Below are 15,867 nucleotides of genomic sequence, written 5' to 3' on the forward strand. Positions count from 1 at the left end.
ATGGTTTTAAACTAATGATATTCATCAATAAATCAGTGAAAAAATCGATTTCCGCTAGATCCATAAGCGTGGTTAAAATATATTGCACGCCAAGAAGCAAGGAATAAAGAATAGTCTGTTTATTTATCGACCAGAAGGGAAAGTATACTTTTCATTATTTCTAGTGATAAATCATAAACATTCAAATAACAATCAGTTTTAAATTCGCAACAAATGATCAGTGGCGAGTTTATTAAGCATTTGGGAGCATGATCACGGTAGTTTTCACTGCAAATCGCTATCTTGCCGCCAGCAAAAACTATTGTTCTGCCAAAAACACCAAAAATATCCGATATCGCGAATTCATCTTCTTAATATCGGTTAAATTTTGCACTTGACAATTTAGGTATAAAGCACGATTACGGCACCAAAGTAATAACCAGGGCACCAATTTTAAACGAATCGTTTTGACTGAATTTTTCGCCTGATTATGCAACTCGATAATGCATAGTGGGTATCTAACTTTCGGCTCTTAATTTTAAATTAACGTGTTCACAGTGGAGATCTTTATGGACACTACTCAAGCAGGCACTATTGCCTCCCCGGGAAAAGTTTCATCAAGCACATGGCGTAAAAGTGACACCATGTGGATGTTGGGCCTGTACGGTACTGCAATCGGTGCAGGCGTATTGTTCCTGCCTATCAATGCCGGTATCGGCGGTCTTCTGCCGCTGATTGTAATGGCCATCATTGCTTTCCCGATGACCTTCTTTGCTCACCGTGGTCTCTGCCGTTTTGTGCTGTCAGGCAAAAACCCAGGTGAAGACATTACTGAAGTGGTTGAAGAGCACTTTGGTATCGGCGCAGGTAAGTTGATTACCCTGCTTTACTTCTTCGCTATCTACCCGATTTTGTTGGTATACAGTGTGGCAATCACCAACACCGTTGATAGCTTCATTACCCACCAGATGCATCTGCCATCACCACCGCGCGCTATTTTGTCCCTGATTCTGATCGTGGGCCTGATGACTATCGTGCGTTTTGGTGAGCATGCCATTGTAAAAGCAATGAGTATTCTGGTATTCCCGTTTGTTGCGGCATTGATGTTGTTGGCTGTGTACCTGATCCCTAACTGGACCGGTGCAATATTTGAACATGTATCAATGGACGGCAACGGTACTGGTAGCGGTCTGTGGATGACCATGTGGCTGGTTATTCCGGTCATGGTGTTCTCATTCAACCACTCCCCTATCATCTCGGCGTTTGCAGTATCAAAACGTGAAGAGTACGGCGTAGATGCAGAGAAAAAATGTTCACGCATTTTGGCTTTTGCTCACATCATGATGGTTGTCACCGTTATGTTCTTCGTCTTCAGTTGCGTACTGAGCCTGTCTCCTGCGGATCTGGCGGATGCGAAAAGCCAGAACATTTCTATTCTGTCTTACCTGGCTAACCACTTTAATACTCCAATAATTGCCTATATGGCGCCGGTTATTGCCTTTATCGCTATCACCAAGTCTTTCCTGGGTCACTATCTGGGCGCACGTGAAGGCTTTAATGGCATGATGATTAAGTCTCTGCGTAGCAAAGGAAAAACCATCAATCATGACAAACTGAACCGTATTACTGCCCTGTTCATGCTGGTAACAACCTGGATCGTCGCCACCATGAACCCAAGCATTTTGGGTATGATTGAAACCCTGGGTGGCCCAATCATCGCGATGCTGTTGTTCCTGATGCCAATGTACGCAATCCATAAAGTTCCAGCGATGCGTAAGTACAGCGGCCATATCAGCAACGTATTCGTGGTTATCATGGGCCTGATTGCTATCTCTGCAATCTTGTTCAGCCTGTTCGGTAAATGATTCTGAGGCTGGCCAACGTCCCACGGCCAGCCAGTTATCATGGTCTGATGTTGTAAATTGTTTCAAAAACCGGAGCGTCCGCTCCGGCTTCCTACCACGGCAATGTCATCACTTTAATAATTAGAACCTTTAAGGGGCGATATATGGTCAGCGTTTTTGACATTTTCAAGATTGGTATTGGTCCATCCAGCTCTCATACCGTCGGCCCAATGAAGGCTGGCAAGCTGTTTACCGATGACCTAATCGAACTGGGGCATCTTTCTGCCGTCACCCGAATCACTGTTGATGTTTACGGCTCTTTGTCTCTTACCGGTAAAGGCCACCATACCGATATTGCGATTATTATGGGTTTGGCGGGGAATCTGCCTGATACCGTTGATATTGATGCAATCTCTGGTTTTATCCGCGATGTAGAGTTGCGGGAACGTCTGCTGTTGGCAAACGGCAGCCACGAAGTTGATTTCCCGGCCAATGGCGGGATGAACTTCCACAGCACTAACCTGCCATTGCACGAAAATGGTATGACCATCAGCGCTCATGCGGGTGATGACTGTATTTTCAGTAAAACGTATTACTCCATCGGCGGTGGTTTTATTGTCGATGAAGCACACTTTGGTCAGGAAGATAGCCAAGCGATTACTGTGCCTTATCCGTTCAATTCTGCCCGTGACTTGCAAAAGCACTGTAAAGATACCGGTTTATCACTGTCCGGTTTAGTGATGCAAAATGAACTGGCATTGCACAGCAAAGCCGAAATAAGTGCTCACTTTGCCGCAATCTGGGAAGTGATGCGTGCCGGTATTGAGCGCGGCATCAATACTGAAGGGTTATTGCCTGGTCCAATGAAAGTACCACGTCGCGCCGCAGCTTTACGCCGAATGCTGGTGAGTACCGATAAAAATAACTCAGATCCGATGATGGTTGTCGATTGGATCAATATGTATGCATTAGCCGTCAATGAAGAGAACGCCGCTGGCGGGCGGGTTGTGACTGCCCCGACTAACGGCGCGTGTGGCATTATTCCGGCAGTTTTATCTTACTACGACAAATTCATTCGTCAGGTAAATGAGAACTCATACAGTCGCTACTTCCTGGTCTCTGGTGTGATTGGGGCGCTGTATAAAATGAATGCGTCTATTTCCGGCGCTGAAGTGGGTTGTCAGGGCGAAGTGGGTGTGGCCTGTTCCATGGCCGCAGCAGGCCTGGCTGAGTTGATGGGCGGTAGCCCTGCTCAGGTGTGCATTGCAGCAGAAATCGCGATGGAGCATAACCTGGGGCTGACCTGTGACCCAGTGGCAGGGCAAGTTCAAGTGCCGTGTATTGAGCGTAATGCAATTTCTGCGGTGCAAGCCGTTAACTCTGCGCGCATGGCGCTACGTCGTACTAGCGAACCCAGTGTTTGTCTGGATAAAGTCATCGAAACGATGTATGAAACCGGCAAAGATATGAATTCTAAATACCGCGAAACCTCCCGAGGGGGGTTAGCAATCAAGATCGTTGCCTGTAACTGATTTATCTCAGTGACAGGTCACGTAATAGGCTAAAAGGGCTACTTTTCAGTAGCCCTTTCTCTTATTAATCAATCATCTTCTTTAAACTAACCAAATACGCTACCAAACCATTGACTGAGTTTCATCATCACAAAGTCCCAGATACGACTAAAGAAGCCGCCCTCTTTTACTTCGTTTAATACCACCAGCGGGCGTTGGTCAATCGTCTTGCCATTAAGCTGAAAATCGATGGTTCCGACCACTTGATTTTTGGCCAGCGGCGCACGCAGCTCCGTTTGATCCAACTTATAACTGGCTTTAAGATCCTTCATCTGCCCTTTCGGGATAGTGATAGCGGCATCCTCTGCCACCCCAAGCTCGGCCTCGCCGGTATCACCAAACCACACTTTCTGCGTCACAAAAGGTTTGGTGGCTTTAATCGGCACCACGGTTTCATAGAAACGAAAGCCCCAGGTCAACAGTTTTTCACTTTCACTAAAGCGAACCCGATCACTGGGTGCACCTAACACCACAGAGATCAAACGCATTGGCCCTTCGGTTGCAGATGCGACCAGATTATGCCCCGCGCCGGAGGTAAAACCGGTTTTCATGCCATCCACATTGAGATTAGTGCTCCATAGCAGACGATTACGGTTAATCTGACGAATCTTATTAAAAGTGAATTCTTTCTCTTTGTGCAGCGCATACTCTTCCGGCACGTCGCGGATCAGTGCCTGACCTAATACCGCCATATCCCGCGCAGTGCTGTACTGCCCTGGCGCATCAAGACCATGGACGGTCATAAAGTGAGTATTCGCCAGACCCAAGGCTTTGGCGTAGCTGTTCATCAGACCAACAAAACTGTCTTGGCTGCCAGCCACATAATCGGCCAACGCAATACTGGCGTCATTGCCTGACTGAATCACAATACCTTTATTCAAGTCGGACAATTTCACCTGATCGCCCGGTTTCAAAAACATCAGTGAGGAGCCACGTAATGCCGGATTACCCGTAGCCCAGGCATCTTTCCCCACGGTCACTAAATCATCAGGGTGCACTTTCCCCGCTTTAATGGCCTGTCCAATCACATAACTGGACATAATCTTAGTCAAACTGGCCGGATCAAGGCGCTGGTCACTGTTCCCTTCCACCAACACCTTTCCACTGTTGTAATCCATCAGCACATAGGCTTTGGCATCTACCGGGGGAGCAGCCGGGTCTCCAGCCGCATGCGCGGCGGGCAGCACCAAAAGCAATAAGCCAGCACTGAAGGTTAATTTCTTTATCTTAAAGGGGAGGATAAATTTCATCATGAGGTCGCCAGAGTATCCTTGCTAATAATTGGAAATAAGTGGTATTCCCAGAACCAACCACTGTCCAATTAGCGAAAAAATAACGTCTTTTCACTTAGACTGAAATATTAGCTTAGTCATATTTCAGTCCCTTTTCTAAATTTATCCCATTGCTGGCCCAATTGGGCGTAGTTTTACGTTTTGTTTTGTAAAGAGACTGTTTTTTATAAATATCGATGGCTATACGGCTAACCATCTTCCTGTCTGAACATCCTTACACCTAAGCACCTAAACGTCTAAAAAAACATAAACATATAACAAAAGGTAATATAGGCGGGTTATTTGTTCTTTTTAATGCTTAAGCCGCTAGCGCTATTATCCAGCCCATCAGTTGTTATCCAAATTCATGCTGTTAAACAATTTATGCTGTTAAACAAATAATGCTGGAGTATGCAATGGCTATCCCACGCTCGGTACTTGATCTTATCGGCCACACCCCGCTACTGGAACTGACCCACTTTGATACCGGCCCATGCCAACTGTTCGTCAAGCTGGAAAATCAGAATCCCGGTGGGTCGATTAAAGACCGTGTCGCGCTCTCGATGATTGAGCAAGCTGAAAAAGAAGGGTTGCTGCAACCCGGCGGAACCATCATTGAAGCCACCGCTGGCAATACCGGCCTTGGGTTGGCATTGGTAGCGGCGTTAAAAGGTTACAAACTGCTATTAGTGGTACCGGATAAAATGAGCCAGGAGAAAATTTTCCACCTGCGGGCATTGGGCGCACAAGTGCTATTGACCCGCTCGGATGTGGGCAAAGGGCATCCGGCTTATTATCAGGACTATGCTCTGCGTCTGGCGCAGGAAACACCGGGGGCTTTCTATATCGATCAATTCAATAACCCGGCAAACCCCGCGGCGCACCGGACATCGACCGGCCCTGAGCTGTGGCAACAGATGGATGGGCAGGTCGATGCCATCGTGGTGGGTGTTGGCTCCAGCGGTACCCTGAGCGGCCTGAGCCAATACTTTGCCGAGGTTTCACCCGCCACCGAGTTCGTACTGGCCGATCCTGCGGGATCCATTTTGGCAGATTACGTCGACAGCTCGCAGATTGGCGATGCGGGTAGCTGGCTGGTCGAAGGAATTGGTGAGGATTTTATCCCGCCACTGAGCAACTTTTCTCAGGTAAAAAAATCTTATCGCATCGATGATGCTGAAGCCTTCAGCACCGCACGTGCGTTATTGCGGGAAGAAGGGGTACTGGCAGGCTCATCTACCGGCACCCTACTGGCCGCAGCATTACGCTATTGCCGCGAGCAAACCACACCAAAGCGAGTGGTCACCTTCGTTTGCGACAGCGGCAACAAGTACCTGTCCAAAATGTTCAACGATTACTGGCTCATGGAACAAGGTTTGCTGAGCAAGCCCCAGTATGGCGATTTGCGTGATTTCATCACTTATCGTCATGAGGACGGCGCAACAATTTCTGTTTCACCGCAGGACACGCTGGCCGTGGCTCACGCCCGAATGCGCCTGTATGACATCTCCCAGCTACCAGTATTAGACGGCGAAAAAGTGGTCGGGTTAATCGACGAATGGGACTTGCTGAACACCGTACAAGCAGATGCCAGCCATTTCAAATTACCGGCCAGTGCCGCCATGACCCATCAAGTGAATACATTACAAAAAGAGGCCGATTACCGCTCTCTACTGGCAACATTCAATGATGGCCATGTAGCAGTAGTGTTGGATGGAGAGCGTTTCCTTGGCTTGATTACCCGCACTGATGTTTTGAATACCTGGCGTCAAAAGCTGGCTTAATCTTCTCATATTAAGGATTTTTATTATGGCAAAGTTCGATACCTTAACCGTTCATGCCGGTTATACCCCCGATAGCACCGGTGCGGTGATGCCCGCAATTTACGCGACATCCACCTTCGCACAACCCGCTCCTGGCGAGCATACCGGGTATGAATATTCGCGTAGCGGCAACCCAACGCGTACCGCGCTGGAAAAGGCGATTGCGGAACTGGAAGGGGGCACTCGAGGTTACGCCTTCGCCTCTGGTCTGGCAGCCTGTTCAACTGTGCTTGAACTGCTGGATCAGGGTAGCCATATCATTGCCGTGGATGATTTATATGGCGGAACCTATCGCCTGCTGGAAAAAGTTCGCAGCCGAACGGCCGGTTTGCGAGTGACCTATGTCTCCCCTGCGGATACCGAGGCATTAGAACAAGCAATATTGCCAGAAACCAAAATGATCTGGGTAGAGACACCGACCAATCCATTGCTAAAACTGGCTGACCTGACGGCCATTGCGGCGATTGCCAAAAAGCATCAACTTATCAGTGTGGCCGATAATACCTTCGCCTCCCCTTACATCCAGCGCCCGCTGGAACTGGGCTTTGATATTGTGGTGCATTCCGCCACCAAATACCTTAATGGCCATTCTGATGTGGTCGCTGGCGTCGCGGCGGTGGGCAATAACCCTGAACTGGCAGCACAGTTAGGCTTTCTGCACAATGCGGTGGGCGGAATTTTAGATCCTTTCAGCAGCTTTCTGACGTTACGCGGACTGCGTACCTTGGCTTTGCGCATGGCGCGACATAATCACAGTGCCCAGCAGATAGCCGAGTGGCTCGAAGGGCAACCACAAGTTGAAAATGTCTATTACCCAGGGCTGAAAAGCCACCCACAACATGAGCTGGCATCACGGCAAATGGCGGGTTTCGGCGGTATGATTTCTGTGCGATTGAAAGGGGATGATGAATACGCTCGCGCGGTAATCAAACGCTCACATCTGTTTACCCTGGCCGAAAGTTTGGGCGGGGTGGAAAGTTTAATCAGCCAGCCATACAGCATGACTCATGCCTCCATCCCCTTAGAAACCCGGCTGAAACACGGTATTACGCCACAATTACTGCGTTTGTCGGTGGGTATTGAGGATACCGAGGACCTGATTGCGGACTTGGCACAAGCACTAAACGGTTAATCGCCTGCTGACAGGACGTTGCCGCGTTGATAGCGGTAACGTCCATTATTGCGCAGTGAAACCACAGCAATGAATACCGCGGCTGTTATATCAAATATAGGTGATGATAAATTTTAGCGCCGGTGAGCCAACGACCTGACCCATCTATCGCCCAGGCTTTGTACGCCCTGAACCAAAATGACCAATATGATTAATGTCGCTACCATCACTTCATTATTAAAACGTTGATAACCATAACGAATAGCCAAATCACCTAATCCACCGCCACCAATAACACCCGCCATTGATGAGAACCCCACCAGCATCACGACAGTTAAGGTAATGCCGGCCAATAAAGCGGGAAGTGCCTCTGGCAACAGAACTTTTTGAATCACATGGCGTGCCGAGCCGCCCATCGATAAAATTGCTTCAATCCGCCCTTTATCCACTTCATCCAAAGCCGCTTCGACCACTCGGGCAAAAAATGGGATGGCCCCCAGAGTAATTGGCACGATGGCAGCGGTACTGCCTAACGTGGTGCCGATAATCCAACGGGTAATCGGAATCAACGCAATCAGTAACACCACAAAGGGCATTGAGCGCCCCAAATTAACAATGGCACCGACCAATGTATTCAAGCGCGCGGCAGGCAAAACCCCATTGGGGCGCGAAATAAATAACAACACCCCCAGTGGTAAGCCAATCAATACAGTGAAGAAGGTGGCAATTACCACCATATAGATAGTTTCGCCGGTGGCATTGGTGACCAGTGCCAGCAGATCTTGCCAACTCATGTCGCTGTTCATATCAGTTCTGCCCTCACGCCACGCTCATTAAGAAATTGTAAGACCTCAGCTAAACTCAACCCGCCGTCTGGGTGGCTGAAATCAACCTGCAAACGCCCAACCCGCTGGCCACCTATCGATTCCACCCCACCGCCAAGTAGGGTTACCCCTACGGCATGTTGCTGCGCCAACTCACTGAGCACGGGGGAAGCCGCTAAGGTATCGAAAAAGGTTAGCTCCGCCACTGGCGCACCAGACAACGACGCCGGCCCCCGAGCGGGAAGCAATGAACGCCCTAAACGGGAATGTGTTGATGCCAATAAGTCAGCAATAGCGCCGGTTTCCACCACCCGCCCCCGCTCCAACAATGCTGCGCTATCACAGATGGATTTCACCACCTCCAATTCATGAGTGATCAACACGATGGTCAATCCAAGTTGGCGATTGATATCACTGAGCAATGCCAGGATCGATGCGGTGGTTTCAGGGTCCAGCGCGCTAGTCGCTTCATCAGATAACAGATATGACGGTTTGGCGGCCAGCGCTCGGGCAATTCCCACGCGCTGTTTTTGTCCGCCCGATAACTGCGAGGGGAAAGCATAAGCCTTGTCACTCAAGCCAACCAAATCCAATAACTCAGCAACGCGCTGCTGGCGTTGCGCTTTGGGCATCCCAATAATTTCCAAACCAACAGCAATGTTGTCCCATACATTACGTGAATGAAGTAAATGGAAATTCTGAAAAATCATGCCGATATTTTGCCGTTGCAGCCGCAATTCACGGTCAGAAAGTGTGGTTAATTCCCGGCCATCCACTTGAATACGGCCCGAAGTGGGCCGTTCCAATAGGTTTAGACAACGGATTAAGGTACTTTTACCTGCCCCGCTACGGCCAATAATACCGAACACCGAGCCTGTCGGGATCTCAAGCGAGACCTCCTCCAGGGCCACCATTGGCAGCCCTCCTTGTGGATAGGTTTTACTCAGGCGTTCGATGCTAATCATGATTTAAGGCCTGCCACAGGGATAACTGAACCGGCATATTTTTCAGTGATAAACTTCGCCACTTCGGGTGACTGCAAATCTTTCGCCAATTGTTTGATTCGTGGATCACTGGCCAGCGCGGGGGTAGTGACCAGAATATTGGCATAAGGGTTACCGGCAGCTTTCTCCAGTCCTAATGCATCTTTCGCCGGATTAAGCCCTGCCTCTAACGCATAATTTCCATTAATCACTGCTAAATCAACATCATCCAATGAACGAGGGATTTGCGGTGATTCAATCTCTAAAATTTTCAGATGTTTTGGATTGTCCGCGATATCCTTCGGCGTCGCCTGATTTTTAGCCGGATCGGTAAAGCCCGGCTTCAAGGTAATCAGCCCCTGATCTTTCAGTAAATAGAGCGCACGGCTGAGGTTAGTCACGTTATTCGGCACCGCTACCGTGCCATTTTGCGGGACATCAGCAAAGGTTTTATGTTTGTGGGAATAGACGCCAAGTGGCTCAATATGCACCGTTGCGGCCACGGCAAATTTTTGCCCCAGCGCCTGCTCCTGGGAGTGCAGATAAGGCACATGCTGGAAGTAGTTGGCATCGACATCACCGTGAGCCAGCAACTCATTCGAGTTCACACCATTGGGGATCTCGATGACTTTCAGATTCAGAGAGGGATCGAGTTTTTGCACAAATTGCAGAATTTCTGCATGAGGAACCGGATCGGCGGCTACCCGCAGCGCTTCGGCTGCCTGTGCTGACAAACTAAAAGAAGACACCCATGCAGTCAGTAAGGTGGCACTAATCAGGCCGGAAATACGTGTTTTAGTCATTATCATCATCCCAAAAATAAAGTTTTTAATTCAAGCTACCCAAAAATCCGCGCGCCAGGCAGATTGCCAGCAGACGATCCGCGATGAACTTATCCAGCCCCTACAGCTTCAATTGCGCAGGGTAGTAACGCTCGGCAACATCGGGGTGAGAGCGCAAACGGCCCTTGAGATAATTAAGCCCAACATCACGAAACAGCGGGTTATGAGGATCACTGGCTGGCCCACGCGCTTGCGCCACCAGCGGCGCTGGCAGTTGATACAACGGAACTACCGCATCCAGAGGCGCCCCCAGGAAGAAAGCGATAGATAACCGGTCTGTACCGGCAGGAGGTGTTTCCACCCGGTGTACCGTGGCACGCAGATAACCATTACTGGCCAGCTCCAGCAGTTCTCCAATATTGACCACGAAGGTGCCGGGTCGTGGTGCGGCATCAATCCAGCGTCCTTCCTCCACCTCCACCTGCAAGCCGCGTTGCTGGTCTTGCAATAAGAAACTGAGGAAACCGGAGTCTTTATGCGCACCGACCCCCTGCCCGCTTTGCGTGGTTTCACGCCCCGGATAGCGAATTAGCTTGATATGTTCATTGGGTTTATCGCCATACAACTCATCAAATGCATGTTCATCCAGTTCCAATGCCAGAGCGAAAGCCCGCAGCAAACGCAGCGCCATGCCGGTCATTTCCCGCTGCCATTGCAGTATTGTTGGTTTTAATTCCGGCAGAGCCTCGGGCCACTGGTTTGGCCCTTGTAGCCGTGCCCAACTTGGCGTGCCCGGCGTTTGCGGTAATGGGGCTCTTTCAGCACCAATATCGAACTGTTCACGCCAGTCCGGCTGGCCTCGTGTTAACTCAGAGGCCGCACGGTTATAGCCACGAAAATGTGGCGAGCGCACCATGGCCACCGCCAGTTTGTCCTCATCAGGCAAGGCAAAAAATTCACGGGATAAGGTTTGGATTTGTTGTAATAACGCGGGGTCAATGCCATGTCCGGTGAGATAAAAGAATCCGATATCTCGTGCGGCATGGCGTAAATCGACTAAGAATGCCTGACGTTCAGTTTCACTGCCATTAAGCAGGGAAAGATCCAATAGTGGTAATGTGTTGGCAGATAATGGGTTAACCGCGGTTGGGTTAACAAATAATGGGTTGCTTAGTGTTTGATGACTCATGTTTCACTCCAGGATTTTCAGTCGGTTGCTTTTTTTGCTCAGAACCAATGAAAACTGGACAACCATATAAACGAATAATCAGCATAATCAGCTCCTGGGCTGTGGGGTGAAAGCAGACAGACGACAACACTCTTTCTTTAGCCATCGGGCGTTTAGTGACAAACCGCGTTAATAACCTGTCATTTAAGGATAAAAAGCAGTTTTAAGAGCGTTCTCGACTAGATACTTAACAATCTATATCCAAACGATATAAACAATTAACACCGAAACTGAGTAACTCACCAATATCAATCCGTTCTATGTTATTTCTTTCATTACTGATAACAATGCCGTATCACCAGCCCTGCAACATCGAAAACCAGAGTCATTACGTTGTCTTAATATTCAGATAATCTGCCATCCATAACTGTATAGGGGTGAGCTAGCAACCCTGCCGTGCTAAGTAAGCTTCCATGTTTTGCTAGAAAGTATTAGCTTAACGGTTGATACCCTTTTTTCCGTCGGGGAATTTCAGATGTCCAGCACATGCACTGTTAAGTTTCACTTCAATCTTTCTGTCAGCCGGGAGGTGGCTTAATGGATTTGGCCCTGTTTGATCTCGATGAAACGCTGATCAGCGATGATAGCTCCGGCCTTTGGTTACGCTGGCTGGTTGATAAAGGGCTGGCTCCTGCTGAGCTGGCAGAACAAGAACAGTATTTGATGAAACAGTACTATCAAGGGCAGATGTCGATGTCCTGTTATATGGAATCAACATTGTCGCCCTTAATCGGCAAACATACGGCTGAAGTTGCTGGCTGGGTTGAGCGTTTTATCGAGCGAGATATTCTGCCACGAATCTATCCGCAAGCCAGGAAGCTACTGGCCTGGCACCGTAATCGCGGTGATTACATCGTGATTATTTCAGCTACCGGCGAACATTTGGTTACCCCTATTGCGCAGCATTTCTCTGCCAATGCAGCATTATCTATCGGTGTTGCGGTGGAGGATAACCGCTACACCGGCAAGACCTATGGCACCCTGACTTACCGTGAAGGCAAAGTAGAACGGTTAAAACAGTGGCTCATGGCGTCGCCTCAGTTAGATTTTCAGCATACCTACGGTTACAGCGACTCGATTAATGACAAGCCGCTGCTGGAATATGTTGATCATGCGGCAGTGATTAATCCCGGTAATGAATTAGTGGATTTGGCAATATTGCATGACTGGGATATCCACCATTGGCAACGGCGTTAAATAACGCTGTTTCAGGGGCGTTGGTAGATAAAAATCAAATAAATAGAGAGAATTATATGCTGACTGTTTGGGGTAGGAATAACTCGACCAATGTCAAAAAAGTACTTTGGTGTTTAGAAGAACTGGGTATCAGCTATCAGCGCATTGATGTCGGTGGCCAATATGGCAAGCTCAATGACCCCCGGTATCGCTCAATGAATCCAAATGGCCTGATCCCTTGCCTGCAAGATGGAGACTTCATCCTGTGGGAGTCCAATACGATTGTCCGCTATCTGGCCGCACAATACGGCGATAGTGCACTTTATTTACCTGATGCACAGTTACGCGCAGGGGCAGAAAAGTGGATGGATTGGGCCACCTCCAGCATGGTGGAGCCGTTTAAAGCGGTGTTTATCGGGTTGGTACGCACCCCACCAGAACAGCAGGATAAAGTGAAAATTGCTCAGGGTATGACACAACTCAATACCCTGATGGCAATTGCCGATCACGCACTTGAGAAACAAGCGTATCTGTCTGGCGATAAATTCGGTATTGGGGATATCCCGTTAGGGTGCCTGGCCTATGCCTGGTTTAACCTGTCGATCGAACGTCCATCACTGCCGAGTTTACAGCGGTGGTATCACAGCGTGTCACAACGCGCTGCATTCAAAAAAGTGATTGATATTGGCCTGAGTTAATTATGTAGGAGGAGCCTCAAAAGGCTCCTTAATCCCGAATCACTTGCACAAGTAAGTGATTCGGGTGAGCTAACGCCCCTGTGGCTTCAAGGACAAAGGGAGTACCCAAAGTCATTGGAGTCACAGGTAGGCAGCAAGCGAACAAATCCCGATGAGCTTACTCAGTCAAGTGATTCGGGTGAGTGAACGCCGCTAACACCCCTGTGGCTTCAAGGACAAAGGGAAATTAGAAATCGTAGCTGGCACCAACCATATAACGGCGCCCATCCAGCACTTTATCGTTAACTTCGATATCCACTCGTTTATCCAGTACGTTATACACGCCGCCCATCAAACGGAACTCTTTGGTCAGTTGATAGTTAGCCCCTAAATCGACAAAAGTGTAAGACGGCGTTTTATTGCCCATACTGGTACGATCAAGATACTCTGATGTTCTACCCCGGTAGTTAGCCCGAACCCAGGTGGCTAATTCTTCATTTGCCTGCCAGTTCAGCGTACCGTTCAACATGTGCTTAGGCATCTGGTTCAACGGTTGACCCGAGAATTGCCCACTTTTCTGCTCAGATTGAGTAAAGGTGTAGTTCGATGTCAGTGACCAGGCTTTATTGATTTCCCAACCGAAAGTCGCTTCCACACCACGGGTCATGGCTTTATCCACGTTGGTGCGATCACTAATAAATTTATAGCTGGTACCATTGATCATACATTGGCCGGACGCATTGCCCGTGGTATCAGTACAACGGCGTACCTCGGTGATTTTATCTTTAAAATCAGTATTAAACAGTGTCACACCGGCATTCATACCTTCCTGATCATCCCACAGCACACCAATTTCCTGGCTGAGACTTCTTTCTGGTTTCAGGTTGGCATTACCGACAATGATAGCAGGATCACCCCGACCACCGCCGGTGATTTGCCCCCAGTTTTCCGTGGCCTGACGCAAGTCAGGTGAACGATAGCCACCGGATACCCCGCCCTTTAATGTCCATTGTTCAGCCAGATGCCAGACACCGTACAGACGTGGTGTCCAGTGAGTACCATAGTTTTCGTCCTGATCCATACGGACACCGCCAGTCAGCGCGAAATCATTGGTCATCTGCCATTCATCTTCTGCAAATAACGCCCAACTCCAACGGGTCAATTTAGTCAAATCTTTGGCGGAGGCTAATTGATTACCCTTGTCATTCAGCTCTTCATAACGATATTGACCGCCAAGAATTAAAGTATGGCTATCGAACAGGAATGAGGTTTGGCTATTAAAGATATTATCAACACTCTTCATGTCACGTGATGGATTACGGGTTTCATCTCGTTGAACATAGCTGGTTGAATTACCGAAATCATAATAACCGTGGTGGGTAATCGCATAATTATTACGGTCATATTGCACGTCACTGCTTTTACCGGTTAATGCCACTGAACGCCCGGCGGTTGAGTTTCGGTCCTGCACATAATGGCCGATATCAAAATCAAATTCGTTTTTATCATCAGGAGTCAGGGTAAATGTTGCCGCACCGTTTCTCATGCGCTGTTCATTGTAGCCATCTATTATCTTATCTTCGCTACGATGCGAGAGAAGCCCGCTAACTTTCAATCCCAGCAAGCCATCAATTAATGGACCAGAAGCGTAAGCATTGGTCTGATATATATCGCCGGAGTCTGAATCCTCCTGCAAGGTGGCATCTGCGCGCACCGTGCCTTGCCACTCTTTACCCACCTTCCGGGTAATGACGTTGATTACCCCCCCCATGGCATCCGAACCATATAAAGAGGACATCGGGCCACGTACAACTTCAATACGCTCAATGGCGGCAAGTGGTGGCAGCCAGCCTTGCTCAATCCCTGAACCGTCGCTGTTAGGGCGGGTGCCACGGGTATCAACACGTTTACCATCCACCAGAATCAGGGTGTATTTAGCGGACATGCCACGAATACTGATATCACTGTGGCTACCACCACCGGTGACAACAACGCCGGGAACATCTTTCAGCGCATCGGTAATATCACGGTAGGCTTTATTTTCAATCTGCTCGCGGGTAACCACAGAAATAGATGCCGCAGAATCTTGAATGCGTTGTTGGAAACCGGATGCCGTGACAACCATGGTGTCGGTTGCCGTGGTATTTTTTGTTTCAGCGGCGGATGCCTGAGATGAGATAATTGCAGCTATCACTAATGCCGCACAGTGAGATTTTCTAAAACCCTTGTTAACCTTAACCATTACACGATCTCCATGAGGTGTAAATTTATCAACAACCTTTTCCGCAGGCGTTTTTTACTTGCAGCAATGCCGCCTGGCGGACAGGTGAAAATTTATTTTTTATTAATGTCGGCAATAGCTCACCACAGCAGAAATATCGCTTCCGGCTCTTTCTGCCTAATTATTATTTTATGAAATCTGTTACTGCCAAAATATACCCAAAGTAATTAGAGTCACGGGTGAACTGCGTCCCGATGCGCTTAGACGAGTAAGTGAGTCAGGTGAACCAGCATCGCTAACCCCCCCTTTGGCCATGCTCCGTGACGACTGTTGCACCGATCCCCCTTTATCGTTCCTTACAAGATGGCGCTAACAAT

Annotated in this window: 12 protein-coding genes; 6 read left to right on the forward strand and 6 right to left on the reverse strand. The window is 48.7% G+C overall.

Annotated elements, in window-relative coordinates; all coding sequences use genetic code 11:
• Positions 1–548 precede the first annotated feature (548 nt).
• Together V2A85_RS15755 and V2A85_RS15760 are read left to right on the forward strand one after the other, a co-directional pair.
• A complete protein-coding gene (locus V2A85_RS15755) occupies positions 549–1,844 on the forward strand; it encodes an HAAAP family serine/threonine permease (RefSeq protein ID WP_083158393.1) in 1,296 nt (431 codons plus the stop codon).
• A gap of 143 nt (positions 1,845–1,987) precedes the next feature.
• Positions 1,988–3,355 (forward strand): L-serine ammonia-lyase, encoded by a 1,368-nt coding sequence (locus V2A85_RS15760; protein ID WP_420071793.1) that lies wholly within the window; start codon positions 1,988–1,990, stop codon positions 3,353–3,355.
• Between the two features lie 86 nt (positions 3,356–3,441).
• Here V2A85_RS15760 and V2A85_RS15765 read toward each other — a convergent pair whose 3' ends face one another.
• Positions 3,442–4,647, reverse strand: a complete 1,206-nt coding sequence (locus V2A85_RS15765) for a serine hydrolase (protein WP_420071794.1) — start codon at positions 4,645–4,647, stop codon at positions 3,442–3,444.
• 434 nt (positions 4,648–5,081) lie between these two features.
• On the opposite strand from V2A85_RS15765, the gene V2A85_RS15770 reads away from it, so the two are divergent.
• Both V2A85_RS15770 and V2A85_RS15775 read left to right on the forward strand, forming a co-directional pair.
• On the forward strand, positions 5,082–6,449 hold the full coding sequence (locus V2A85_RS15770; protein WP_083158390.1) for a pyridoxal-phosphate dependent enzyme: 1,368 nt from the start codon (positions 5,082–5,084) through the stop codon (positions 6,447–6,449).
• A gap of 25 nt (positions 6,450–6,474) precedes the next feature.
• Positions 6,475–7,620, forward strand: coding sequence for a trans-sulfuration enzyme family protein (locus V2A85_RS15775; RefSeq protein ID WP_420071795.1), 1,146 nt, complete (start codon positions 6,475–6,477; stop codon positions 7,618–7,620).
• A gap of 113 nt (positions 7,621–7,733) precedes the next feature.
• Here the strand turns inward: V2A85_RS15775 and V2A85_RS15780 are convergent, their stop codons facing one another.
• From V2A85_RS15780 to V2A85_RS15795, 4 genes are all read right to left on the reverse strand, one after another.
• On the reverse strand, positions 7,734–8,405 hold the full coding sequence (locus tag V2A85_RS15780) for a methionine ABC transporter permease (RefSeq protein WP_420071796.1): 672 nt from the start codon (positions 8,403–8,405) through the stop codon (positions 7,734–7,736).
• Positions 8,402–9,388 (reverse strand): methionine ABC transporter ATP-binding protein, encoded by a 987-nt coding sequence (locus tag V2A85_RS15785; protein ID WP_372559370.1) that lies wholly within the window; start codon positions 9,386–9,388, stop codon positions 8,402–8,404. The genes V2A85_RS15780 and V2A85_RS15785 overlap by 4 nt, the downstream gene beginning before the upstream one ends.
• On the reverse strand, positions 9,385–10,209 hold the full coding sequence (locus V2A85_RS15790; RefSeq protein WP_083158386.1) for a MetQ/NlpA family ABC transporter substrate-binding protein: 825 nt from the start codon (positions 10,207–10,209) through the stop codon (positions 9,385–9,387). Before V2A85_RS15790 ends, V2A85_RS15785 begins: the two co-directional genes overlap by 4 nt.
• 100 nt (positions 10,210–10,309) lie before the next feature.
• The gene (locus V2A85_RS15795) at positions 10,310–11,377 is read right to left on the reverse strand and encodes an isopenicillin N synthase family dioxygenase (RefSeq protein WP_420071797.1); all 1,068 of its coding nucleotides are present in this window, start codon (positions 11,375–11,377) and stop codon (positions 10,310–10,312) included.
• A gap of 576 nt (positions 11,378–11,953) precedes the next feature.
• Here V2A85_RS15795 and V2A85_RS15800 point away from each other — a divergent pair.
• The gene (locus V2A85_RS15800; RefSeq protein ID WP_372559372.1) at positions 11,954–12,613 is read left to right on the forward strand and encodes an HAD family hydrolase; all 660 of its coding nucleotides are present in this window, start codon (positions 11,954–11,956) and stop codon (positions 12,611–12,613) included.
• 56 nt (positions 12,614–12,669) lie between these two features.
• Positions 12,670–13,290, forward strand: a complete 621-nt coding sequence (locus tag V2A85_RS15805; protein WP_420071798.1) for a glutathione S-transferase — start codon at positions 12,670–12,672, stop codon at positions 13,288–13,290.
• 226 nt (positions 13,291–13,516) lie between these two features.
• Here the strand turns inward: V2A85_RS15805 and V2A85_RS15810 are convergent, their stop codons facing one another.
• Complete coding sequence (locus tag V2A85_RS15810; protein ID WP_372559374.1) at positions 13,517–15,511, reverse strand: ligand-gated channel protein; 1,995 nt, start codon at positions 15,509–15,511, stop codon at positions 13,517–13,519.
• Between the last annotated feature and the right edge of the window lie 356 nt (positions 15,512–15,867).

The organism is Yersinia sp. 1252 StPb PI, assembly GCF_048593885.1.
Lineage (GTDB): Bacteria > Pseudomonadota > Gammaproteobacteria > Enterobacterales > Enterobacteriaceae > Yersinia > Yersinia enterocolitica_E.

What these genes read in the sequence shown, in the direction of transcription:
- V2A85_RS15755 (WP_083158393.1), top strand. Translation starts at nt 549, where the DNA reads ATGGACACTACTCAAGCAGGCACTATTGCCTCCCCGGGAAAAGTTTCA.
- V2A85_RS15760 (WP_420071793.1), top strand. Translation starts at nt 1,988, where the DNA reads ATGGTCAGCGTTTTTGACATTTTCAAGATTGGTATTGGTCCATCCAGC.
- V2A85_RS15765 (WP_420071794.1), bottom strand. Translation starts at nt 4,647, where the DNA reads ATGATGAAATTTATCCTCCCCTTTAAGATAAAGAAATTAACCTTCAGT.
- V2A85_RS15770 (WP_083158390.1), top strand. Translation starts at nt 5,082, where the DNA reads ATGGCTATCCCACGCTCGGTACTTGATCTTATCGGCCACACCCCGCTA.
- V2A85_RS15775 (WP_420071795.1), top strand. Translation starts at nt 6,475, where the DNA reads ATGGCAAAGTTCGATACCTTAACCGTTCATGCCGGTTATACCCCCGAT.
- V2A85_RS15780 (WP_420071796.1), bottom strand. Translation starts at nt 8,405, where the DNA reads ATGAACAGCGACATGAGTTGGCAAGATCTGCTGGCACTGGTCACCAAT.
- V2A85_RS15785 (WP_372559370.1), bottom strand. Translation starts at nt 9,388, where the DNA reads ATGATTAGCATCGAACGCCTGAGTAAAACCTATCCACAAGGAGGGCTG.
- V2A85_RS15790 (WP_083158386.1), bottom strand. Translation starts at nt 10,209, where the DNA reads ATGACTAAAACACGTATTTCCGGCCTGATTAGTGCCACCTTACTGACT.
- V2A85_RS15795 (WP_420071797.1), bottom strand. Translation starts at nt 11,377, where the DNA reads ATGAGTCATCAAACACTAAGCAACCCATTATTTGTTAACCCAACCGCG.
- V2A85_RS15800 (WP_372559372.1), top strand. Translation starts at nt 11,954, where the DNA reads ATGGATTTGGCCCTGTTTGATCTCGATGAAACGCTGATCAGCGATGAT.
- V2A85_RS15805 (WP_420071798.1), top strand. Translation starts at nt 12,670, where the DNA reads ATGCTGACTGTTTGGGGTAGGAATAACTCGACCAATGTCAAAAAAGTA.
- V2A85_RS15810 (WP_372559374.1), bottom strand. Translation starts at nt 15,511, where the DNA reads ATGGTTAAGGTTAACAAGGGTTTTAGAAAATCTCACTGTGCGGCATTA.